General features: G+C 72.3%; 21 protein-coding genes and 1 riboswitch. Of the genes, 7 read left to right on the top strand and 14 right to left on the bottom strand.

The features are described 5' to 3' along the window. Positions 1 to 11: 11 nt before the first annotated feature. The 4 genes from ABZW30_RS01545 to hisC all read right to left on the bottom strand — a co-directional run bounded on the left by ABZW30_RS01545 (position 12) and on the right by hisC (position 4785). Positions 12 to 1223 (bottom strand): ABC transporter permease, encoded by a 1212-nt coding sequence (locus tag ABZW30_RS01545; protein ID WP_355668975.1) that lies wholly within the window; start codon positions 1221 to 1223, stop codon positions 12 to 14. Beyond that, entirely contained in the window at positions 1220 to 2023 is an 804-nt protein-coding gene (locus tag ABZW30_RS01540) for an ABC transporter ATP-binding protein (protein ID WP_355668974.1), read from the bottom strand. The genes ABZW30_RS01545 and ABZW30_RS01540 overlap by 4 nt, the downstream gene beginning before the upstream one ends. Before the next feature lie 2 nt (positions 2024 to 2025). Further along, the gene (locus ABZW30_RS01535) at positions 2026 to 3411 is read right to left on the bottom strand and encodes a biotin/lipoyl-binding protein (protein ID WP_355668973.1); all 1386 of its coding nucleotides are present in this window, start codon (positions 3409 to 3411) and stop codon (positions 2026 to 2028) included. Positions 3412 to 3699: 288 nt separating this feature from the next. Continuing rightward, a complete protein-coding gene (gene hisC / locus ABZW30_RS01530) occupies positions 3700 to 4785 on the bottom strand; it encodes a histidinol-phosphate transaminase (protein WP_355668972.1) in 1086 nt (361 codons plus the stop codon). Positions 4786 to 5121: 336 nt separating this feature from the next. Between hisC and ABZW30_RS01525 the strand changes: the two genes are divergently transcribed. From ABZW30_RS01525 to ABZW30_RS01510, 4 genes are all read left to right on the top strand, one after another. Then, positions 5122 to 6279: a LacI family DNA-binding transcriptional regulator gene (locus tag ABZW30_RS01525; RefSeq protein ID WP_355668971.1), complete on the top strand. Its 1158-nt coding sequence runs from the start codon at positions 5122 to 5124 to the stop codon at positions 6277 to 6279. 435 nt (positions 6280 to 6714) lie between these two features. Then, on the top strand, positions 6715 to 7779 hold the full coding sequence (locus ABZW30_RS01520; protein ID WP_355669048.1) for a metallophosphoesterase: 1065 nt from the start codon (positions 6715 to 6717) through the stop codon (positions 7777 to 7779). A gap of 263 nt (positions 7780 to 8042) precedes the next feature. Further along, positions 8043 to 8885, top strand: a complete 843-nt coding sequence (locus ABZW30_RS01515; protein WP_355668970.1) for a hypothetical protein — start codon at positions 8043 to 8045, stop codon at positions 8883 to 8885. 284 nt (positions 8886 to 9169) lie between these two features. Next, positions 9170 to 9715 (top strand): hypothetical protein, encoded by a 546-nt coding sequence (locus ABZW30_RS01510; protein WP_355668969.1) that lies wholly within the window; start codon positions 9170 to 9172, stop codon positions 9713 to 9715. Positions 9716 to 9749: 34 nt separating this feature from the next. Here ABZW30_RS01510 and ABZW30_RS01505 read toward each other — a convergent pair whose 3' ends face one another. After that, entirely contained in the window at positions 9750 to 10664 is a 915-nt protein-coding gene (locus ABZW30_RS01505) for a LysR family transcriptional regulator (protein WP_355668968.1), read from the bottom strand. Positions 10665 to 10806: 142 nt separating this feature from the next. On the opposite strand from ABZW30_RS01505, the gene ABZW30_RS01500 reads away from it, so the two are divergent. Continuing rightward, the gene (locus ABZW30_RS01500; protein WP_355669047.1) at positions 10807 to 11193 is read left to right on the top strand and encodes a VOC family protein; all 387 of its coding nucleotides are present in this window, start codon (positions 10807 to 10809) and stop codon (positions 11191 to 11193) included. 167 nt (positions 11194 to 11360) lie between these two features. Here the strand turns inward: ABZW30_RS01500 and ABZW30_RS01495 are convergent, their stop codons facing one another. The 5 genes from ABZW30_RS01495 to ABZW30_RS01475 form a co-directional block, all read right to left on the bottom strand. Further along, positions 11361 to 11798 (bottom strand): SRPBCC domain-containing protein, encoded by a 438-nt coding sequence (locus ABZW30_RS01495; RefSeq protein ID WP_355668967.1) that lies wholly within the window; start codon positions 11796 to 11798, stop codon positions 11361 to 11363. Between the two features lie 220 nt (positions 11799 to 12018). Next, positions 12019 to 13833, bottom strand: coding sequence for a phosphomethylpyrimidine synthase ThiC (gene thiC / locus ABZW30_RS01490; RefSeq protein WP_355668966.1), 1815 nt, complete (start codon positions 13831 to 13833; stop codon positions 12019 to 12021). Next, a riboswitch (TPP riboswitch) is annotated at positions 13828 to 13962 on the bottom strand. Its footprint overlaps the gene before it by 6 nt. A 198-nt stretch (positions 13963 to 14160) precedes the next feature. Continuing rightward, entirely contained in the window at positions 14161 to 14361 is a 201-nt protein-coding gene (locus ABZW30_RS01485; protein WP_355668965.1) for a DUF5326 family protein, read from the bottom strand. A gap of 193 nt (positions 14362 to 14554) precedes the next feature. Next, positions 14555 to 15223: a thiaminase II gene (gene tenA / locus ABZW30_RS01480; protein WP_355668964.1), complete on the bottom strand. Its 669-nt coding sequence runs from the start codon at positions 15221 to 15223 to the stop codon at positions 14555 to 14557. 24 nt (positions 15224 to 15247) lie between these two features. After that, the gene (locus tag ABZW30_RS01475) at positions 15248 to 15565 is read right to left on the bottom strand and encodes a cupin domain-containing protein (RefSeq protein ID WP_355669046.1); all 318 of its coding nucleotides are present in this window, start codon (positions 15563 to 15565) and stop codon (positions 15248 to 15250) included. Positions 15566 to 15673: 108 nt separating this feature from the next. Here ABZW30_RS01475 and ABZW30_RS01470 point away from each other — a divergent pair, with 108 nt between their 5' ends. Next, complete coding sequence (locus ABZW30_RS01470) at positions 15674 to 16054, top strand: phage holin family protein (RefSeq protein ID WP_355668963.1); 381 nt, start codon at positions 15674 to 15676, stop codon at positions 16052 to 16054. A gap of 117 nt (positions 16055 to 16171) precedes the next feature. Here the strand turns inward: ABZW30_RS01470 and ABZW30_RS01465 are convergent, their stop codons facing one another. Then, positions 16172 to 16597 carry an SsgA family sporulation/cell division regulator gene (locus tag ABZW30_RS01465; RefSeq protein ID WP_355668962.1) on the bottom strand — a complete coding sequence of 142 codons (426 nt, stop codon included), beginning with the start codon at positions 16595 to 16597 and terminating at the stop codon, positions 16172 to 16174. 264 nt (positions 16598 to 16861) lie between these two features. Between ABZW30_RS01465 and ABZW30_RS01460 the strand changes: the two genes are divergently transcribed. Next, a complete protein-coding gene (locus tag ABZW30_RS01460; RefSeq protein WP_355668961.1) occupies positions 16862 to 17404 on the top strand; it encodes an NUDIX domain-containing protein in 543 nt (180 codons plus the stop codon). A 3-nt stretch (positions 17405 to 17407) separates the two neighbouring features. Here ABZW30_RS01460 and ABZW30_RS01455 read toward each other — a convergent pair whose 3' ends face one another. The 3 genes from ABZW30_RS01455 to ABZW30_RS01445 all read right to left on the bottom strand — a co-directional run bounded on the left by ABZW30_RS01455 (position 17408) and on the right by ABZW30_RS01445 (position 21688). Beyond that, on the bottom strand, positions 17408 to 19147 hold the full coding sequence (locus ABZW30_RS01455) for a globin domain-containing protein (RefSeq protein ID WP_355668960.1): 1740 nt from the start codon (positions 19145 to 19147) through the stop codon (positions 17408 to 17410). A 247-nt stretch (positions 19148 to 19394) separates the two neighbouring features. Further along, the gene (locus ABZW30_RS01450; protein ID WP_355669045.1) at positions 19395 to 20720 is read right to left on the bottom strand and encodes a dihydrolipoamide acetyltransferase family protein; all 1326 of its coding nucleotides are present in this window, start codon (positions 20718 to 20720) and stop codon (positions 19395 to 19397) included. A gap of 5 nt (positions 20721 to 20725) precedes the next feature. Continuing rightward, positions 20726 to 21688 (bottom strand): alpha-ketoacid dehydrogenase subunit beta, encoded by a 963-nt coding sequence (locus ABZW30_RS01445; protein WP_355669044.1) that lies wholly within the window; start codon positions 21686 to 21688, stop codon positions 20726 to 20728. Positions 21689 to 21696 lie beyond the last annotated feature (8 nt).

Raw genomic sequence — 21696 nt, 5'->3', positions numbered from 1 at the left:
GAAGAGTGCTCCTACTCGTGCCGAAGGGCGTCGATCGGCCGCAGCGAGGCGGCCCGGTTGGCGGGGTAGCTGCCGAAGAACAGCCCGATGGCGACGGCGATGCCGAACGCGCCGAACACCGACTCGGGGATCACCACCGGCTTGATGCCGACGATGTTGAAGTGCGAGCCGGCGATCCCCGCCGCCACGCCCAACCCCGCGCCGATCACCGACAGCAGCGTCGACTCGGTCAGGAACTGCCCGAGGATCACGGCCCTGGGCGCCCCCAGCGCCTTGCGGATGCCGATCTCACGCGTACGTTCCGTCACCGTCACCAGCATGATGTTGGTGATCCCGATCCCGCCGACGAGCAGCGAGATCGCCGCCACCGCGCCCAGCAGCACGGTGAAGGTCTTCGTCGTGCTCTCCCGGGCGGTCAACAGGGACGCCTGGTTGGTGATCCGGAAGTCGGCCTTGGTCGGGTCGGTGATCGCGTGCGTCCCGAGCAGCACCCGGGTGATCTCCGACTGCGCCGCCGTCGTCGTGTCGGCCGACGAGGCCTGCACCAGGATCTGGTTGACCGGCCCGAAGCCCGTGAACGCGTTCTGCACCGTCGGCAGCGGCGCGATCACCACGTCATCCGGGTCGGTGAAGCCGCTGCCGCCCTTGGCCTGCAGCACGCCCACCACCGTGAACGGCGTGCCACCGAGCACGATCTTCTTCCCGACCGGGTCCTCGGTGTCGAACAGCTGCTTGGCCGTCGTGGCACCGAGCACCGCGACCTTGCGCGACCCCAGGACGTCGTCATCGGTGAAGTACTCGCCGTGCGCGACCTTCTGGTTGGAGGTCTCGAAGTACGCCGGGTACGTGCCGACGATCGAGCCGGGACTGTACGAGATGTTGCCGTACAGCGCCGTCCCGCTCGTGGTGACCACCGGTGCGACCGACTTGATCGCCGAGGAGTCGCCGTCGCTCGCCAGCGCCTTGGCGTCGGCGATCGTCAGCTTCTTCACCGAGGACGTGGCCCGCGCGCCGCCGGCCGCCGAACCCGCGCTGACCGTCAGCGAGTTGGTCCCGAGCGAGGTGATGGAGTCCTTCACCGCCTGGGACGAGCCGTTGCCGACCGCCAGCAGCAGGATCACCGAGGCGACACCGATCAGCACCCCCAGCATGGTGAGCGCCGAGCGCACCTTGTTGGCGGCCAGGCCGCCGACCGCGAAGCGGAGCGTCTGCCAGAGGATCACGCCGGCACTCCCATCTGGTGCAGGAAGGGCGGCGGCCCGTCCGCGGGCGCCTGCCGGACGTCGCTCACGATCTGCCCGTCGACCAGCCGCAGCACCCGCTTGGCGTGCCGGGCGACCTCGTCCTCGTGGGTGATCAGCACGACCGTACGGCCGGTGGCGTTGAGCCCGTCGATCAGGGCCAGCACCTCGTCCGTCGAACGGCTGTCGAGGTTGCCGGTGGGCTCGTCGGCGAGCAGCAGCGCGGGGGCCGTGACCAGGGCGCGCGCCACCGCGACGCGCTGCTGCTGGCCGCCGGAGAGCTGGTTGGGCTTGTGCCCACCGCGCTCACCCAGCCCGACCAGGGACAGCGCGGCCAGCGCCCGGCGCCGCCGCTCGGCGGCGCGCACACCCGCGTAGGCGAGCGGCAGCTCGACCTGGGCGAGGGCGATGGTGCGGGGCACCAGGTTGAAGGACTGGAAGACGAAGCCGATCTTGCGGTTGCGGACCAGCGAGAGCTGCTGCTCGTCGAGGTGGCCGACGTCGATGCCGTCCAGCAGGTAGCGGCCGGAGGTCGGCACGTCCAGGCAGCCGAGGATGTTCATCAGGGTGGACTTGCCGGAGCCCGAGCTGCCCATCACCGCGACGTAGTCGCCCTGCTCGATGTCCAGGCTGACGCCCATCGGGCCGCCGGTCGCCGGGTCGTCCGGGCCGCGCAGGGCGTGCACGGTGGCGTCGCCGTGCCCGTACGACTTGGTGAGCCGGCTGATCCGGATCACCGGTACGGGATGCGCGGGGACGCGCTTGTCGATGACGTGACGCATGCTCAGCCCTTGCCGCCCCGGCCGCCGCCGCCACCGCCGGCGCCGCCACCGCCCGGGATGCCGACGGCACCGCCGTTGCCGCCCCGACCGCCCTGGCCCCCGCCGCCGAGGCCCGGGAAGGACCCGTTCGGGAAGCCGTTGCTGCCACTGGTGGTGGGGAGTTCGACCTTGTCGCCCTCCTTCAGGCCTGAGACGACCTGCACGGTGCTGTCGCCCTCGACGCCGACGCCGACGGTGACCCGCTCGGTGCTGCCGTCCTCGTGCACCACGGTCGCGGTCCGGCTGGAGCCCGTGCCGGACAGCGCCGACGTCGGCAGCGAGAGCGCGCTGTCCGCCTCGCCGGTGATCACCTGGACGGTCGCACTGAGGCCGGTGCGCAGGGTGCTGGTGTCGCCGCTGAGCTGCAGCGTGGCCGCGTACTGGACGGCGGACGAACCCGCCGCACCGCTTCCGCTGCTCGACGGCAGCGAACTGACCGACAGGACGGTCGCGTTGAGCTTGGTGTCGGACTGCGCGTTCAGGGCGACGGAGGCCGCCTCGCCCTTCTTCAGCTTGAGCGAGTCCAGCTCGGAGAAGTTGGCGGTGACCTGCATCCCGGTCGGGTTGGTCAGCACGATGAAGCCGCTGGGGGAGCTGGAACCCGCGCTCGTGCCGGTCGACTTGGACGCAGTGGACGAGGACCCGGAGGCGGGGGCCCCGACGGTGTCGCCGACCTTCGCCGAGATCGAGGCGACCGTTCCGTTCATCGTCGCGGTCAGGGTGGTTCCGGCCAGCGCCGCCTGGGCGTTGGTGAGGTTGGTCTGCGCGGTGGCGACCTGCTGCTGGGCCTGGGCGACGGCCGCGTCGTCGACCTTGGTGGTGGTGATGGTGGTGGTCTGCGGGGCGGGCACACTGCTCCCGCCCGCCCCGCGACCGCCGCCACCGCCCGAGGCCGCACCCGAGGGTGCGGGAGAGGGGGCGGAGGCCTGGGGCAGCGGCTCGGTGGTCGTCGTGGTGACCCCGGCCTGCGCCTTGGTGAGGTTGGCGTTGGCCGTGGTGAGGGCCGCCTGAGCGGCGTCCACCTGCTGCTGGGCCGCCGTGGTGTCGACGGTCGCCAGTATCTGCCCCTTCTTGACGGCATCCCCCACCGCGACCTTGACGGCCGTGAGCCGCCCGCCGGTGGTGAAGTCCTGGGCCGCGTCGGTCGGCGAGACCAGGGTGCCGGTTCCGGACACGGTGGCCAGGACCGTGCCCTTGGTAACGGTCGCGGTACGGGTGACGGGCTTGGCCGCAGCCGTGCCGCCGCTGCCGTTGACCGTGGCGTACGCCAGGGCCGCACCGCCCAGCAGGGCCACGCCGAGCGCGGAGTTGACGAGGACGGCACCTCGCCGCCGTGGGAGCACCTTCATGCCGGACAGCTTCGCCGGGCGCTCTTGCGGAGCCCTGGGCACGGGCTGGGAGAAGACTGACCGGCCGGATCCGGGCATTACGGACATATCACCTGCCCCGCACGAGCACCTTGGCCCGGGCGTGGCCAGCCGTTGGCCGAACTCCCAGCACCCTCCCAGCGATCCCCAGCCATCCGGCAGGGCGCCCTCACACGGCTGGCAGGGCGCCCTCACACGGCCGGGCCCGGAGACGCCGCAGGGGCGCACCCCTGTGGAGTGCGCCCCTGCGAACCGGAGAACCGGAGGACGTCAGCCGTTGATCTCCTTGCGGAAGGCCTCCGCCACCGACAGGAAGATCGAGTTGCCCTCGGTCTCCCCGATCGACACCCGCACACCCTCCGGGAACGGCCGGACGATCACGCCGGCCTCGGCGCAGGCCGCGGCGAAGTCCGCCGAGCGCTCGCCGAGCCAGAGCCAGACGAAGTTGGCCTGCGAGTCCGGGATCTCCCAGCCCTGGGCGCGCAGCCCGGCCACCACCCGGTTGCGCTCCTCGACCAGCGCCTCCACCCGCTCCAGCAGCGCCTGCTCCGAGCGCAGCGAGGCGACGGCGGCGTCCTGGGCGAGCTGGCTGACGCCGAACGGGACCGCGGTCTTGCGCAGCGCGTTCGCCACCGGCTCGTGCGCGATCGCGAAGCCGACCCGCAGGCCCGCCAGGCCGTACGCCTTGGAGAAGGTGCGCAGCACGCAGACGTTCGGGCGGTCGCGGTAGAGGTCGATGCCGTTGGGCACCTCGGGGTCGCGGATGAACTCGATGTACGCCTCGTCGACGACCACCAGGACGTCGCTCGGCACGGCGTCGATGAAGCGCTCCAGCTCTGCGCGGTGGATCACGTTGCCGGTGGGGTTGTTGGGGTTGCAGACGAAGATCAGCCGGGTGCTCGGCGTGATCGCGGCCAGCATCGCGTCCAGGTCGTGGTCGCCGCCCCCGGTGAGCGGCACCGGGACGGGCGTGGCACCGGCGACCTGGGTGATGATCGGATAGGCCTCGAAGGAGCGCCAGGCGAACATCACCTCGTCGCCCGGGCCGGCGGTGGCGAGGATCAGCGACTGGGCGACGCCGACCGAGCCGGTGCCGGTGGCGATGTGCTCGGCCGGGACGCCGAAGCGCGCGGCCAGCTCCGCGGTGAGCTCGCTGACGCCCATGTCGGGGTAGCGGTTGAACGAGCCGGCCGCCGCGACGGCCGCCTCCAGCACACCCGGAAGCGGGCTGCTGGGGTTCTCGTTCGAGGACAGCTTGTACGCGTCGGCGCCGGCCGGCTTGCCGGGCTTGTAGGTGGGGATGCCGTCCAGGGTCGGCCGCAGGCGCGGGCCCTGCGCTGACGTACCACTGCTCACGGTCGTACTCCTTCGTGTCTCTCCGGTCCGCCCGCCGTGCCACGGTCGGGATCACCGCCGTGCTCCGGGTTCTCGGAACGCGCCCGGACCACCCCGGTCGGGTGTCTTGCACGATACCGACCGGCCCTCACCCGTAGGAGTGAGATGCCCGGACGGGTTACAGGCGCAGATCAGCCATTCTGCCCGGTTCATACGGCACATGTCAGAGGTAAGACGGCTGGTTTCGGGCGGGTATCGAAGGGGCGCACCCCGGCTCACTCGTGGAGAAACGTATCTCCAAAGGCTCCCGATGCGCCGGTCACAGACCCTTGTCAGGAGCCATACGATCGGTCCGCCATGACAGCAGCAGCCAACCAGAGCGGTCGGCGTCCCACCACCTCACGGCGTCTGGAGCGGGCCGGCATCCGGGATGTGGCAGCAGCCGCCGGAGTGTCGATCACCACCGTCTCCGACGCGCTGAACGGAAAGGGCCGCCTGCCCGACGAGACCCGCAGCCGGGTGCGCGAGGTCGCCGAGCGCCTCGGCTACCGCCCCTCGGCGGCCGCCCGCACCCTGCGCACCGGACGGTCCGGCCTGATCGGGCTGACCGTCACGACCTACGGCGAAGAGCCCTTCACCTTCACCGAGTTCGCGTACTTCGCCGAGATGGCCCGGGCCGCCACCAGCGCCGCCCTGGGCCGCGGCTACGCGCTGGTGGTGCTGCCCGCCTCCTCCCGGCACGACGTCTGGGGCAACATCGCCCTGGACGGCACCGTGGTGATCGACCCGCCCGACCAGGACCCGCTGGTCAGCGAGCTGTACCGGTCCGGCGTCCCGGTGGTCAGCGACGGCAAGCCCGGCAACTGCCCGGTCACCGCCTGGGTCGACAACGACCACGAGGCCGCCGTGCTCGGCATCCTGGACCACCTCTCCGAGGCCGGCGCCCGCCGGATCGGCCTGCTCACCGGCACCAGCACCGACACCTACACCCGGCTCTCCACCGAGGCCTACCTCGGCTGGTGCGCCAAGGTCGGCCAGGAGCCGGTGTACGAGGCCTACCCGGCACACGACCCGGCAGCCGGCGCGGTCGCCGCCGACCGGCTGCTCGCCCGCCCGGACCGGCCGGACGCCGTCTACGGACTGTTCGACCCCAACGGCACCGACCTGCTCGCCGCCGCCCGCCGTTACGGCCTGCGGGTACCGGACGACCTGCTGCTGGTCTGCTGCAGCGAGAGCGACGTCTACGCGGCCACCGAACCGCCGATCACGACACTCTCGCTCAAGCCGCGCAAGATCGGCACCACCGTGGTCAACCTGCTCATCGATGCCATCGAGGGTGTCGACTCCGGGACGGGCGTGGACATCGCCCGGCTCTTCCCGCCGCGCTTCCGCACCGCCGGGACCGGCCCGCCACCGGGCACCCTGATGCCCACCGAGCTGATCGTCCGCGCCTCCTCCCAGCGGCGGAGTCCGCGCACCACCGTCAGCCCGCCCCGGCCCCCGGGCGAGGTCTAGCCCCCGCCCCCGAGCAAAGGTCCAGACCTTGCTCGAACCGGGCCGACACCCTGTCGAGGCGCTGACGAGACCATACCGAGCCGGGACAAAACGGACCCTGCGGGACCGCCCGGCTGACGCTCCGGAGGATTGGATACCCACCAGGTGACGACGGCGGGAGAGTGGTCTTCCTATGATGGGCGAATGACACCCGAGGACCGCTTCCCCGGACCTGAGCACCCCCACTCAGGCCCCCGCCACCAGCCGGACCTCGACGTGCTGCCGTACGGCACCTACTACGAACCGGAGCCCGCCGCGGGCTACCAGGGCACGCCGTACGAAGCGGAGACCTACAGCGGCTACGGCGGCGCGCGGTACCTGGAGCAGCACTGGGCGGACGGCCAGGGACACGGCCACACCGTGCACGCCCAGGGGCTCAGCACGGACCAAGCCCCGGTGTTCCCGCACCAGGGACAGAGCGGGTACGGCGGCGTCGACGCCTACGAGGAGCAGAGCGGCTACGAGGCACAGGGCGCCTACGAGGACCGGAGCGGCTACGACGACCGCGCCGGCTACGAGCCCACCCTCCCCGACCAGCCCTCCCCCGCCCTCCAGCTCCCCGGCCGCGACGACCCGCCGACCATCGAACTCGGCCCGCCGCTGCCCGACCCCTCCGCACCGACCTACCCGTACCCGGCCCCCGGCCCCGACGAGCCGCCGGGCCCGGTCTACGTCGTCGGCGACGTGCACGGCTACCTGGAGGAACTGCGCGCCGAGCTGCGCAACCAGGGCCTGATCGACGCCGACGGCCACTGGTCGGCCGGCCGGGCCCGGATCTGGTTCCTCGGCGACTTCACCGACCGCGGCCCGGACGGCATCGGCGTCATCGACCTGGTCATGCAACTCGCCGCCGAGGCCGCCGCGGCCGGCGGCTACTGCCGCGCCCTGATGGGCAATCACGAACTGCTCTTCCTCGGCGCCGCCAAGTACGGTGACGAGCCCGTCCAGTCCACCGCGGGCACCGCCTCCTTCCTCGCCGCCTGGCGGCTCAACGGCGGCCAGCAGACCGACCTGGACCGGCTGGAGGCGCACCACATCAGCTGGCTCTCCCGACTGCCCGCCATCGCGCTGGAGGACGGGCACCTGCTGCTGCACTCCGACACCACCGCCTACCTGGAGTACGGCGAGTCCATCCCCGACGTCAACGACGCGGTGCACAGCCTGCTCTCCGACGGCAGCGTGGACGAGTGGTGGGACTGCTTCCGCCGCTTCACCAAGCGCTTCGCCTTCCGCGGCGACGCCGGGCCGATGGCCGTCCACGAGCTGCTCGACACCTACGGCGGCACCCGGATCGTGCACGGGCACAGCCCGATCCCGTACCTCACCGGCGCGGTGCACGCCGACGACGGGCAGCCGCCGCACATCCCCGGGCCGTACGTGTACGCGGACGACCTGGCGGTGGCGATGGACGGCGGGGTCACCATGGAAGGGCGACTGCTGGTCGCCCGGCTGCCGATCTGACCATCCGACCGTCCGTCAACCGAGCTTTAGCGTCGAACAGTTGTTCCCGGCGCCCGGGCCGCCGAACGCGCGCGGCCCGGGGCGCGAAATTCCGGAAACCGACTGTCAGCACAGCCGCACCCGCCCCTACCATGAGGCACACCACACCCGGCCGCCCGTCCGGCGGCCAGCCTCCGCGCCCGTTTCGGCGTCCTGAGGGTCCCCGCGTCCTCGATGCGCGTCCTTCCTCGATGCCGATCGGGGTCCGCATGAACGGGGTCCCCATGTCCAACCCCCCGCCGCTGCTCGCCGATGACCGCCCGGAGTACGAGCGCCTCCTCGACGAAGCCCTGCGCGACCGCACCGTTCTCACCGCCCTGCGCGCCCCCGGCGCGCTCACCGCCGACCAGCTGCGCATCCGCGCGCTGCGCGACGCCGACGGCATCAACGCCGCGGCCGCCACCGAGTACGCCCACTACACCGCACTGCGCGAGAGCCTGCGCAGCACGCCCCCGCCGCCGCCCGGCACCGAGCCCTACGCCCCCGGCCTGCTCAGCCAGCTGCGCTCCGCCAACGGCGGCGCCGGGCTGTTCCCCGTCCTCACCGTGCTCACCCCGATCCTCGCCTGGACCGCCGCGCTGGTCCTGCTGCTGATCGGCTACCTGCTGCGCGCCGCCGACTCCAGGCTCACCCTCGCCCGCTCCCTGGTCACCGCCGGCTGGGTGGCGCTCGCCGCCGGGGTCGCCGCGATGGCCGTCGGCACCATCGGGCTGCTCCTCACCGCCATACGCGACGGCGCCGCCGCCGTCCCGCCCGGCACCGACCGGGAGCTGGCCGCCGAACTCGCCGCCGCCCGCGGCGAATGGCGCACCGCCCTGCGCGAGCGCGGGCTGCTGCCCTACCTGCACACCCACCTGCCCGCCGTCCCCGGCCGCCCCGCCCCCGGCTTCAGCAGCCCCGACTTCACCAGCCCCGGCTACACCCCGCCCGCCTTCACCAGCCCCGGACCGGACGGCCCCACCGGCCCCGAGGGACGCACCCCCCGGCCCGCCGCCTTCACCCCGCCCGACTTCACCGGGCCCGGCTACAGCCCGCCGTCCTTCACCGGACCGGACGACGTGGGCTGAGCCCGCCCGGACCGCACGACGCGGCCCGCACCGTCGGCGCCCGCACCGCCCCACCGTCCAACAGCCGTGCCGCCAGTGCCCGCCGGCCGTCGTCGAACGGCGCGGCACCGAGGACGACCGGCGCCGGCGCGGCCGACGGCAGTCCGTCCGGTTCCGCCTCCCCGCCCATCCCCCGCCAGGGGGACCCGGTTCACCCCGGCTGCGGACGCCCCGCACCCCGCCCTCCCGCGATCCTCGGACCAACGGCGGACGACCGGCGTCCGCCCCGGCCGGGAGGCAGAACCATGAACCTACGACTGCACGGGGCACCCGCCGAGGGCGTACCGCGCTGGGCGGTCCGCGCCGCCTACGCGATCTCCCTCCTGGTGCTCCCGTCCTGCCTCTGGCGGATCGGCGGCTTCATCCTCGACCTGCCGCTGCTCGAACACGGCCCGATCCCACCGGACCGGGACCCGGCCTCCTTGGACGGCTGGGCCTACATCCTCACGCTCAGCGTGCTCAGCGAGGCCCTGGCCCTGCTCTGCACCGGCCTGGTCTCCCGCTGGGGCGAGGTGTGGCCGCGCTGGATCCCCGCCCTACGCGGCCGCCGTATCCCGGTCCTCGCCGCCGTCATCCCGGCCGGCCTCGGCGCGACCGTCCTGATGGTCTTCCCGTACGCGATGGCGATGTTCGCCTGCGGCCTCACCATCCGAGGCGACCGTGGATTCGGCCTCGTCACCCACGGCTGGCAGACCGCCGCATTCTGGGTCAGCTACCTCCCCCTCGCCGCCTGGGGCCCGGTGCTCGCCGTCCTCACGGTGCACTACTACCGCCGCCGCAGGGCCGGTTGAGCACCTTCGGGTCCGCGCTCGGCCTGCCGGCAAGCTACCGAACGGCGCCGGCACCGGAGGCAGCACCGGCGGCCGCCACCTCGGCCGCGGCCCGGACGAACTCGCGGACGCGCGCGGTGGTGTTGCCCGGCCGCCAGACCAGGCCGCGTTCGATCGGCGGGGCGTCCTGGATCGGGACGTAGGCGAGGTCGGGGCGCGGGTAGTACTGGCGGCAGTGCTCGCCGACCGGGAGGACGCCCCGGCCCATGGCGACCAGGCTGAGCATCTCGGAGAAGGTCCCGCCGGACGGCCCCTCGGGGACGGGACGGCCGGACGGGGTTCGGTCAGGGGTGCGGTCGCGCTTGAACCCGATCGAGGTCACGGCCGGGTACTGCACCACCGGGTGGTCTGCGAGCACTTCGAGCGACACCGAGGCCTCGGCGGCCAGCGGGTGCCCGACCGGGACCGCCAGGGCGCGCCGCTCGGTGAGCAGGACCGGGCCGAGGACCATGCCGTCGAAGGGGTAGGAGGCGACCAGGACGTCGATCGAACCGTCCTCCAGGCTGGATCGGGAGTTGGAGAGCTGGACCTCCCGTACGTCCACCCGGCATTCGGGGTGCCGCTCACCGAACAGCGCGACCGCCTTGAGCAGCACCGGCGCCGTCCACTCCCCGAGGAACGCGACCCGCAGCTCGCCGGTCACCCCCCGGCTGGCGTCCACGGCCCGGCGCAGCGCCTCCTCCAACGCGGCCACCACCGGGGCGAGGTCCTCGGCCAACTGCCGCCCGACCGCGGTGAGTCGGACGGACCGGCTGGTGCGCTCGAACAGCTGCCCGCCGATCCGGCGCTCCAGCGTCTTGACCACCTGGCTGACCCGCCCGGTGGTGAGGCGCAGCCGCTCGGCGGTCCGTCCGAAGTGCAGTTCCTCGGTCAGCGCGAGGAAGACCTCGATCTCCAACCGTTCCAGCATGCCGCCACCCGCCCCGTCGTTGAACCCGAAATCGTTTAATCCGGCTCAACGATCGTACGGGGATCCGGCATTGATGATCACGCCCGCCCGGAGGATCGTTGAACCCGTCCACAGCGAACCCAGCACACCGGAGCCGATCACCATGCGCGTCGTCGCCCTCGACCACCTGGTCCTCAACGTCGCCGACATCGAGCGGTCCCTCGCCTTCTACTCCGGCCTCCTCGGCCTGGAGCCGGTGCGGGTCGACGAGTGGCGGGCGGGCAAGGTCTCGTTCCCGTCCGTCCGGGTCAGCCCCGAGACGATCATCGACCTGTTCCACCGCCCCCGGCACGAGTCCAACGTCGACCACATCTGCCTCACCGTGGAGCCCCTCGACTGGCAGGAGGTCGTCGACTCGGGCGTCTTCACCGTCCTCGACGGCCCCGGCCCCCGCTACGGCGCCCGCGGCACCGCCACCTCCCTCTACGTCCAGGACCCGGACGGCAACACCGTCGAACTCCGCTGGTACCCCCAGGACGCCACCGACTGAAAAGCCGCCCACCGACAGCCGCCCACCGACAAGGGTGCTGTCCCGGACTCACGGGGGAGGACCGGGACGGCACCCGACAGAGCGGCGGGGTCGGCCCGCCGGCGGCAGGTGGACCCGGCCGCCCCGGGCCTTGGACGCGGCCGGGGTCTCCGGTGCGGCGTCGAGGGTCAGTGCCGGGCCGCGAGGTGCTCGACCAGGCGGTCGAAGCTGGAGTTGAGGCCCGCTTCGGCCTCCGGGCCGCGGAACATCGCCGGCACGTCGGTCTGGTGCAGCACCACCCTCGTACGGCTGTCGCCGAGGTCGGTGAAGGTGAGGGTGGAGCGCATGCCCGTGCCCTCCACCGCCATCGCGAAGAACTCGCCGGGCCGGATGTCGGTGATCTCGGCCTTCAGGGGGTATCGGTCGCCGGTGGCATCGATGACCATGGTGCTGTCGTAGCGCCCGCCGACCTCCGGCTCGATGGTCACGGTCTCCAGCGGAACATGGGTGCCGACCGGGCCCCAGAAGCGGACGAACTGCTCGGGGTCGATGTAGGCCTGGAACGCCGCGGCCGGGGTGCCCGGCAGCTCACGGGTGATGGTCAGCTCGCCCAGGTTCTCGGTCATCTCGGTGTCTCCTCCGTGGTCGCGTTGTCGCTTTCACAGAGGTAGACCGGGACCGCGTGAAGAACTCATCGCTGTTCGCGGAGGTTTCTTCGACGAGTTTCCCGGGGCCGGTGCGCACGCGCCGCCGAGGGGCGGGGCACCGGGCATCGTCGCAACGGTTCCACCGCACGAGGGTGCCGCTCCGGGCACGTGGACCGACCCGGAACGGCACCCTCGGATGTCAGTCCGCCAGCGGCAGGTAGACCCGGCTGCCCTGGGCCTTGAACTCCTCGGACATGGCCTGCATGCCGGCCTCGGCGTCGGCGTCGAACTCGCTGGAGACCGCCGTCGAACCGTCGCCGTGCTCGTCGCGGATCTTCTGGGAGATCTTCATCGAGCAGAACTTCGGGCCGCACATCGAACAGAAGTGGGCCGTCTTGGCGGGTTCGGCGGGGAGGGTCTCGTCGTGGAAGTCGCGAGCGGTCTCCGGGTCGAGGGCCAGGTTGAACTGGTCCTCCCAGCGGAACTCGAAGCGGGCGTCGGAGAGGGCGTCGTCCCAGGCCTGGGCGCCGGGGTGGCCCTTGGCGAGGTCGGCGGCGTGGGCGGCGATCTTGTAAGTGATCACGCCGGTCTTGACGTCGTCCCGGTTGGGCAGGCCCAGGTGCTCCTTGGGCGTGACGTAGCAGAGCATCGCGGTGCCCCACCAGGCGATCATCGCGGCGCCGATGCCCGAGGTGATGTGGTCGTAGCCGGGGGCGACGTCGGTGGTGAGGGGGCCGAGGGTGTAGAACGGCGCCTCGTCGCAGATTTCCTTCTGGAGATCCATGTTCTCCTTGATCTTGTTCATCGGGACGTGACCCGGGCCCTCGATCATCACCTGGACGTCGCGCTCGCGGGCGATCCGGCCCAGCTCGCCGAGGGTCTGCAGCTCGGCGAACTGCGCCTCGTCGTTGGCGTCCGCGATCGAGCCGGGGCGCAGGCCGTCACCGAGCGAGAAGGTGACGTCGTAGGAGGCCAGGATGTCGCAGAGTTCCTCGAAGTTGGTGTAGAGGAAGTTCTCCTTGTGGTGCGCCAGGCACCACGCGGCCATGATCGAGCCGCCGCGCGAGACGATGCCGGTCTTGCGGCGCGCGGTGAGCGGGACGTACCGCAGCAGCACGCCGGCGTGGACGGTCATGTAGTCGACGCCCTGCTCGCACTGCTCGATGATGGTGTCCCGGTAGACCTCCCAGCTCAGGTCCTCGGCCCTGCCGTCGACCTTCTCCAGGGCCTGGTAGAGCGGCACGGTGCCGATCGGCACGGGGGAGTTGCGCAGGATCCACTCGCGGGTGGTGTGGATGTTGCGGCCGGTGGAGAGGTCCATGACGGTGTCGGCGCCCCAGCGGGTGGCCCAGGTCATCTTCTCCACCTCCTCCTCGATCGAGGAGGTGACGGCGGAGTTGCCGATGTTGGCGTTGATCTTCACCAGGAAGTTGGTGCCGATGATGGCCGGCTCCACCTCGGGGTGGTTCACGTTGACCGGGATGACGGCACGGCCGCGGGCCACCTCGTCGCGCACGAACTCGGGCTCCAGGCCCTCGCGCAGCGCCACGAACTCCATCTCCGGCGTCACCACGCCCCGCTTGGCGTAGGCAAGTTGGGTGACGGCAACGCCACCGCGACCGCGCAGCGGGCGGCGCGGGCGGCCGGGGAAGACCGCGTCCAGGTTGCGCAGGTTGCCGCCGCGCGGCGAGGTGTGCTTGATCCCGTCGTCCTCGGGGCGCGCCTCGCGGCCGTCGTACTCCTCGACGTCGCCGCGCTGGCGGATCCAGGGGTCGCGCAGGGCGGGCAGACCGCGCCGCACGTCGGGCTCGTACGACGGGTCGGTGTACGGGCCGGAGGTGTCGTACAGCGGCACGGTCCTGCCGTTGGTGAGCTGCACCTCGCGGTACGGCACCCGCAGGTCCGGGCGGGACCCGTCCCGGTAGGCCTTGCGCCAGGCCGGGGTGGGGTAGCCGGTGCGCTCGCTGCTGGGGGCGCCCTGGGCAGACTGCGGCTGTGCTTCGAACGTGGTCATCTGACCTCTACTCCCTACGCCGGCATTACCCGGTCAGGTTCCTGCGGTCGACGCAGCCGTCGGTCCGTCCGTCGACGTCCCGGTCAGCGCCCTCTCAGCCCGGTGCTCCGAGCTCCCGCGTCGCAGGCGGTGTTGCCTGCACATGACGCCCAACACGGTAGCGAGCCGATCGCCGCAGGTCCAGACGGCCTTCGGAGGGAAATCCGGCACCGCGGCCGGCGCGGCCCGGCCGGCGGCCGAAAAGGCCGAGGCCCGGCCCCCGCGGACGGGGTGCCGGGCCTCCGGAGGTGCTCCGCCGTGCTCCCCGGACGGGGCGGCGGAGCGGGTTCAGTGCTTCGCGGCCTTCTTCACCAGGATCACCACGGCCGCCGCGATGCCCACCACGACCAGCAGCTTGATCAGGATGCTCAGCAGGGCGCCGACCACACCGAAGACGAAGGCGATGATGTTCCAGGCCAGCACCAGGACCAGCACCGGGATGACGATGTTGCGCACCCAGGAGGGCAGCGACTTCCAGAGCTCAGCCATGTCGGTTCCTCTTCTCCCCTCGGGCCGGCTGCCGTCCGGTGCCGCATCCCGCTTGCTTTCGATGCTTCGATCGTACGGTGGCCGCAGCGCCGGAACGAGGCCCAACGGCCCGGAGAGAACCCCGAGATCACCCCGACCCCGACCCCCGGGACAACCCCCGAGAGGTCGGGGTCGGACACCCCCCGGACGGGGGTCAGACCGGCCAGCGCTCCCCGCGCCAGGCGGCGTCCCAGAACATCCACTCGTAGCGCGAGGTGGTCCTGAAGTGCTCGACCACCTTGCGGCGTTCGGCCGTGGAGAGCTCCTCGCCGAGCCGGTCGGTGAGCGCCAGCACCCGGCGCACCACGGACTGGAAGGCCTCGTCGCCGTAGGTGGCGATCCACTTGGCGTACAGCGGGTCGGGAGAGCCCTGGGCGAGCAGCGCCTCGCCGACCCGGGCGTAGATCCAGTAGCAGGGCAGCACCGCGCCGAGCGCCTCGGCGAAGGACCCGCCGTAGACGGTGGCCAGCAGGTAGCTGGTGTAGGCCCGGGTGGTGGGCAGCACCGGTTCGGCGGCGGCCTCCTCGGCGGTGCCGCCGAAGGCGGTGAGGAACTCGGCGTGCATGCCCTGCTCGGCGGCCAGCGCGCCGACCGCGTCGTCGGCGAAGGCCCGGACGTCCTCCTCGCCGGGTGCCTTGGCGGCGCAGACGGCGAGAGCGCGGGCGTAGTCGCGCAGGTAGTGCGAGTCCTGGACGACGAAGTGGCGGAAGGCCTCGCGCGGCAGGGTGCCGTCGGTGAGGCCGCCGATGAAGGGGTGGGCGAGGATCTCGGCGTAGATCGGCTCGATCGACGCCCAGAGCTCGTCGGTGAGACTACGGGTCATACGAACGACCCTAGCCGCCCGGCGTCAGTCCTCCGGCGGGGAGAACACCACCAGCACCCGCAGCTCCTCGGTGATGTGGTGGAACGCGTGCGGGGTGCCGGCCGGGACGTACACCACGGTGCCGCGCGCGACGGTCGCGGTCTCGGCGCCGACGGTCAACTCGGCGCGGCCGCTGATCACCTGGTAGATCTCGTCCTGGTCGTGCGCGGTCTGCGGGTCGGTGTCGCCGGGGGAGAGCGCGTACAGCCCGGCGGACATCCGCGGTTCGCGCAGGAACCGCAGGTACGCGCCGTCGTTGGCCGCCCGCTCGGCGTCCAGTTCGTCCAGCCGGAACAGCTTCACCGCTGACGTCCTCCCTCGTCCGTCCACCGCGTGGACCAGCTGCATTCAACACCAACTCCTCGGGCAGGACCTTCCCCCCGGGCTGGGCGCCTGCCAGGCTTGGGCGGCATGAAGGGTTTCGTCATCAAAACACTGATCAACGCGGCGGCCATCTGGGTCGCCGCCTGGATCGTCAGCGGCATCCAGCTCGGCGAGGGCAAGGCCGACTGGCAGCACAAGGCCCTGACGGTGCTCGCCGTCGCCGTGGTCTTCGGTGTCATCAACTGGCTGATCAAGCCGGTGGTGAAGCTGTTCTCGCTCCCGCTGTTCATCCTCACGCTCGGCCTGATCACCTTCGTGATCAACGCCCTGATGCTGATGCTGACCTCCTGGGCGTCCACCAGGCTGTCGTTGGACTTCCACGTGGTCAACTTCGGCTCCGCGCTGGTCGGTTCGCTGATCATCAGCCTGGTCTCGTGGGGCCTGCACCTGGCCCTGGACGACGACTGAGCGGCGCCGTGCGCGGACGCGAAAGGGGCCCGTGCCCGGGTGCTGCACCCGGTACGGGCCTCTTCGTCTGCCCTTCTTCCGGTTCCTCCGGTCCTCGGGCGGCCGCCCGTGGGCCGCTCACCCCGCGTTCTCACACCCTCTGAGGATGTCCGCGAGCCGGGCGTCCAGCTCCCGCCCGATGATCTCCTGCCCCATCGGCACCAGCCGGTCGGTGCGCGCCAGGAAAGCGATCAGCGGCGCCGCCGAGGCGTGCAGCACGGCGTCCCCGCCGGGGGAGTGCAGCACGATGCGGACCTCGGCGGGTTCCCCGCCGACCGGGTGGATGTGCACGTCGCCCTCGCCGGACGGTTCGCCGAGGCCGTCGAGCAGCAGCTCGCGTGCGAAGACCCAGGTGACCGGTGCGTCGCCGGGCGGATGGAAGGTGAACCGGACCGCGTACGGATCACCGGGCTCGTACGCCAGGTCCGCCACGATGCTGAAGGACAGCTCGGGCGAGACCACGAGGTTCATCACCAGGTGCCCCTGGACTGTGCTGTGCTGCATGGCGCCAGTACCTGCTTTCGACGGTTTTATGCAAGCAATCCACGTGATCCATGGCGCACCCGGCCCCCGAGCCCGAGTCCCTCGCACAGGTCCGTGTCCGGTTCACACCCGGAATGGACATGTGGGGGGAAAGCTCCGGTTCGCCCGATGGCTGACCATTGGAGCACAGCGGAATCCCAAACGGACGCACCCGACCGGGTCGGCGTTTCGACCCCCTCCCGGTGCGGGAGACTCCCGCACAACGCTCCAGCCCCGGAGGTCGCCATGGGCCCCGACAACCGAACCCCGCCACCGCGCCCGGTCGTCAAGCGCACGGCCCGGGCGATCCTGCTGGAGCTGGACCCGGACGATCCGTACGGCCCGGCCTCGATCGTGCTGATCCGGCGGGTCCGGCCCGGGGCGCCGCATCCGTACTGGATCACCCCCGGCGGCGGGGTCGAGCGCGAGGACCGCACGGTGGTCGAGGCGCTGCACCGCGAGGTGGACGAGGAACTCGGCGGCAAGATCGTGGACGTGGTGCCCGCCTTCGTCGACACCATCAGCCACACACACCACGACGACGGCACCCTGCTGCACCCGCACGGGGTCAAGGTGCAGCACTTCTTCGCCTGCCGGCTGGCCTCGATGGACCTCAGCCGACGGCACGGGCCCGAGGTGTCGGACCCGAACGGCGAGTACGAGGTGGTCCGACTGCCGTTCACCCGCGAGGGCGTGACCTCGGTGAACGTCGTCCCGCCCAAGCTGCGGGCGTACCTGGCGGCCAACATCGAGGGCATCCGCGCGCTCCTCGCTCCCGACCTCGGCTGACCTTCAGCCCGCCGCCAGGTCGCCCACCAGGTCATGCCGGATCCGGTCGGCCGGCACGCCCGCGCGCAGCAGCGCCTCGACGCCGCGGCGGACCATCGCCGGCGGGCCGCTGAGCACCGCGTCCCGGCCGGCCCAGGAGCCGAACCGTCCCACCACCTCCGGCAGTTCACCGGTCAGCATGCCCTCGGCCGGGCCGGTGTCGGACAGCACCGGCCATACGGTCAGCCAGGGGTGGCGCGCGGCCAGCTCACGCAGCCCGTCCAGCTCGTACAACTCGGCGGCGCCGCGGGCGCCGTAGAACACCTCGACGCTGCGACCGGGCAGGCCGTACTCGGCCGCCTCCTCGACCAGGGCGCGGATCGGCGCGATACCGGTGCCGCCGCCGAGGCAGAGCAGGTCGGTGCCGGCGGCGTGGTCGACGGTCATCGCCCCGGACGCCGGGCCCAACCGCAGCACGTCCCCGGGGGCGGCCCGGTGCACCAGCGCGCTGCTCACCCAGCCCGCCTGAACGGCCTTGACGTGGAAGGTCAGCAGCCCGTCCGGGCGGGGCGCGGCGGCGAAGGAGTAGTGCCGCCAGACCCGCGGCCACCAGGGCGTCTCCAGGCTGCAGTACTGGCCGGCCCGGAACGGGTAGGCCTGGTCGGGACGGACGGTGATCACCGCGACGTCCCGGGTGCGGCGCTCGTGCCGGACCACCTCACCCTGCCACCAGGGCGGCGAGGTGCGGGCGGCCTGCTCGGCGGCCTCGATCATGATGGTGGAGATCAGCCGGTAGGCCCGGCGCCAGGCCAGCTCGGTGTCGGCGTCCCAGCGGCTGCCCGCGTACTTGGCCAGCGCCTGCACCAGGCACTCCCCCACCGGGGCGTAGTGGCCGGTCAGGGTGCCGTAGCGGCGGTGGCCGCAGCCGAGCGCGCTCAGCCGGGCGCGCAGCGCCACCGGGTCCTCGGCGCCGCGGGCGGCGGACAGCAGGGCGCGGAACAGCCGGTCCCGCTGGACGTCCATGGCGGCCGGGAAGAGCGAGCGGACCTCGGGGTGGTGCAGGAAGAGCAGCGCGTAGAAGTGTGCGGTGGCCCGGTCGGCGACCGGCTCGACCAGGGCGAGGCTGGTCCGGATCAGCTCGATGTCCCGTGCGGTCAGCGGGAGTTCCGGGAGTTCGGCGGCGACGCCGCCCTGGGCGGTGTCGCCCTGCACGACACTGGTCTGCACGGCGCTGCCCTGCACGGCACTGGTCTGCACGGCACTGGCCTGCACTGTGCTGGTCTGCACGGCGGCGGGCAGTTCGGCCGGGAGGTGTCGGGCGGGCGACCGAGTGGCCCAGGTGCCACTCCAACTGTCCTCGACCCCTGCCCAGTTGAGGCTGGGAGCGTCGGCGAACAGGGGCTGGAAGGCGGGGGCCGTGCCGGTGGTCGAGGGCGGCTCGGGGTAGCTCGGTGCGGGGATGGCCGGAGGCTGGGCCGGCGGATCGGGGATCACCAGGGGGACGGGCGCGGGGCTGACGACGGGCGCGGGGCTCGGCCGGGAGGCGTCCTCCAGCACCGGCGGCAGGACGGCCGTCGGCGCGTCCGCCGCCACCAGCGTCGGGAGGTCCGGCGGGTCCAGCGGCATCGGCGGCCGGACGGACCGCGCCTCGACCGGGGCCTCCGCCGCCACCGGTTCGGGCGACAGCTCGGGCAGGCCCGGAACGGAGGCGGCCCCCGCCGAGCCGTGCCCGGAGCGGATCAGGAGTGTTCTGCGGGACTTCACCGCTACGTTTCGAGTACCCAAGAGAATCGTTTCGCCTCCGGCCGGCCTGCGCCACCACCTGGCTTGTCTCTGCTGACGCCTAGGCAGCGTGGCACGCCCGAACTGCTCATCCGAAAAATCGCGCGAAGCCCGGACACCCGGCCCCGGAACGCGCTACTCTCGCTCGACCGGCGGTCGCCCTGAGTGCCGAGCAGCACACCCAGGGCGACCGCGCCCTGCTCAGACCGGCCCGCTCACAGCCGCCCGCTCACAGTTGCCGCAGCAGCATCCCCGGCTGCTCGACGCAGTCCGCGACGAAGCGCAGGAAACCGCCCGCCGTCCCGCCGTCGCAGACCCGATGGTCGAAGGTGAACGACAGCTGCGTCACCTCGCGGACCGCCAACTCCCCCCCGAACACCCAGGGTTTGGCCACGATCCGGCCGACCCCGAGCATCGCCGCCTCGGGGTGGTTGAGGATCGGGGTGGAGCCGTCCACACCGAACACCCCGTAGTTGTTCAACGTGAAGGTGCCGCCGGTCAGTTCGGCCGGGGTCAGCGAGCCCTTGCGCGCCGAATCGGTCAACCGGCCAAGCTCCTCGCCGAGTTGCTCGGTGCTGCGGATGTGCGCGTCGCGCACCACCGGCACCACCAGGCCGCGTTCACCCTGCGCGGCGAAGCCCAGGTGCACCGCCGAGTGCCGGATGATGCCCGAACCATCCTCCGTCACGCTGGAGTTGAGCTCGGGGAAGCGCGCCAACGCGACCGTGCAGATCCGGGCCAGCAGCGCCAGCACGCTCACCTTCGGCCCCGGCGTGGCGTTCAACTGCCGCCTCAGTGCCATCAGTTCGGTGGCGTCGGCGTCCACCCAGCAGGTCGCGGCGGGGATCTCCCGGTGGCTGCGGCTGAGCTTCTCGGCCACTGCCTTGCGCAGCCCGCGCAGCGGGACGACACCCTCCTGAACCGCGGTCGCGGCAGCGGGCACGGCAGGCGCCGCAGTGGCCACCTTGGCCGCGACCGCCCGTTCGACGTCCGCGCGCATGATCAGCCCGTCCGGACCGCTCCCGGTGAGCGCGGCCAGATCGACCCCCTGCTCCCGAGCCAGCCGCCGCACCAGCGGCGAGATCACCGACACCACGACCGGAGCGACCGGAGCGACCGGAGCGGCCGGAGCAGCGGGAGCAGCGGGAGCAGCCGGGGCAGCAGGAGCGATCGGAGCGGCCACAGCCGAAGCCACCCCCACCCGGCGCCGCCGCCCACCCTTGCTCTCGACGACCCCGTACCCCACCAGCGGCCGCTCGACTTCAGCGGTGGGAGCAGCGGCCGGAGCCTCGGGAACAGCCCCCTCCGCCGTCGCCCCCGCGACCGTCACCAGCGGAGCGCCCACGGCGATCTCCTCGCCGACCTCGCCGTACCGCGCGGTGACCACCCCGCCGTACGGGCAGGGCACCTCCACCACGGCTTTGGCCGTCTCCACCTCCACCACCGGCTGGTCGACGGCGATCACCTCGCCGACCTCGACCATCCAGCGCACCACCTCGGCCCCGGTGAGTCCCTCACCGAGGTCGGGCAGCCGGAACTCCCGTACGACGGGCATCATCCTCAGTCCTCCCACTGCAGCCGGGCGACCGCGTCCAGGATCCGGTCCACCCCGGGGAGGTGGTGGTGCTCCAGCATCGGCGGCGGGTACGGGATGTCGAAGCCGGTGACCCGCAGCACGGGCGCGGCCAGGTGGTGGAAGCAGCGCTCGGTGACCCGTGCGGCGATCTCCGCGCCGGTGCCGCCGAAGCCGCTCGCCTCGTGCACCACCACGGCCCGGCCGATCGAGCGCACCACCCGGGCGACCGTCTCGTCGTCGAAGGGCACCAGGGTGCGCAGGTCCAGCACCGCGAGGTCCCAGCCCTCGGCCTTCGCCGCCTCGGCCGCCTCCAGGCAGACCGGCAGCGAGGGGCCGTAGGTGATCAGTACGGCAGAGGTGCCGGTGCGCCGCAGCACGGCCCGGCCGATCGGCTCGACCGGTGCGGTCGGGTCGAACTCGGCCTTGCCCCAGTAGAGCCGCTTGGGCTCCAGGAAGACCACCGGGTCGTCGGAGGCGATCGAGGCGCGCAGCAGCCCGTAGGCGTCCGCCACCGTCCCCGGGGTGACCACGTGCAGGCCCGGGGTGCTGGTGTAGTACGCCTCGGAGGCGTCGCTGTGGTGCTCGACGCCGCCGATGCCGCCGCCGTACGGGATGCGCACGGTGATCGGCAGCGGCAGCTTGCCCGCCGTGCGGTTGCGCATCTTGGCGACGTGCGAGAACAGCTGTTCCAGCGCCGGGTAGGCGAAGGCGTCGAACTGCATCTCGACCACCGGGCGCAGCCCGTACATCGCCATGCCGATCGCGGTGCCGAGGATGCCGGCCTCGGCCAGCGGGGTGTCCAGGCAGCGCTCGGGGCCGAACTCTGCGGTCAGCCCGTCGGTGATCCGGAAGACGCCGCCGAGCCGGCCGACGTCCTCGCCGAGCACGTGCACCGTCGGGTCCTCGCGCATGGCGTCCCGCAGCGCGGAGTTGAGCGCCTGGGCCATGCTGGCCG

Origin of the sequence: Kitasatospora sp. NPDC004669 (assembly GCF_040609455.1) — a bacterium.
In the GTDB taxonomy this organism is placed as follows: domain Bacteria; phylum Actinomycetota; class Actinomycetes; order Streptomycetales; family Streptomycetaceae; genus Kitasatospora.
Note: the sequence above shows the minus strand (reverse complement) of the source record. Positions and strands in the feature narration are given on the sequence as shown.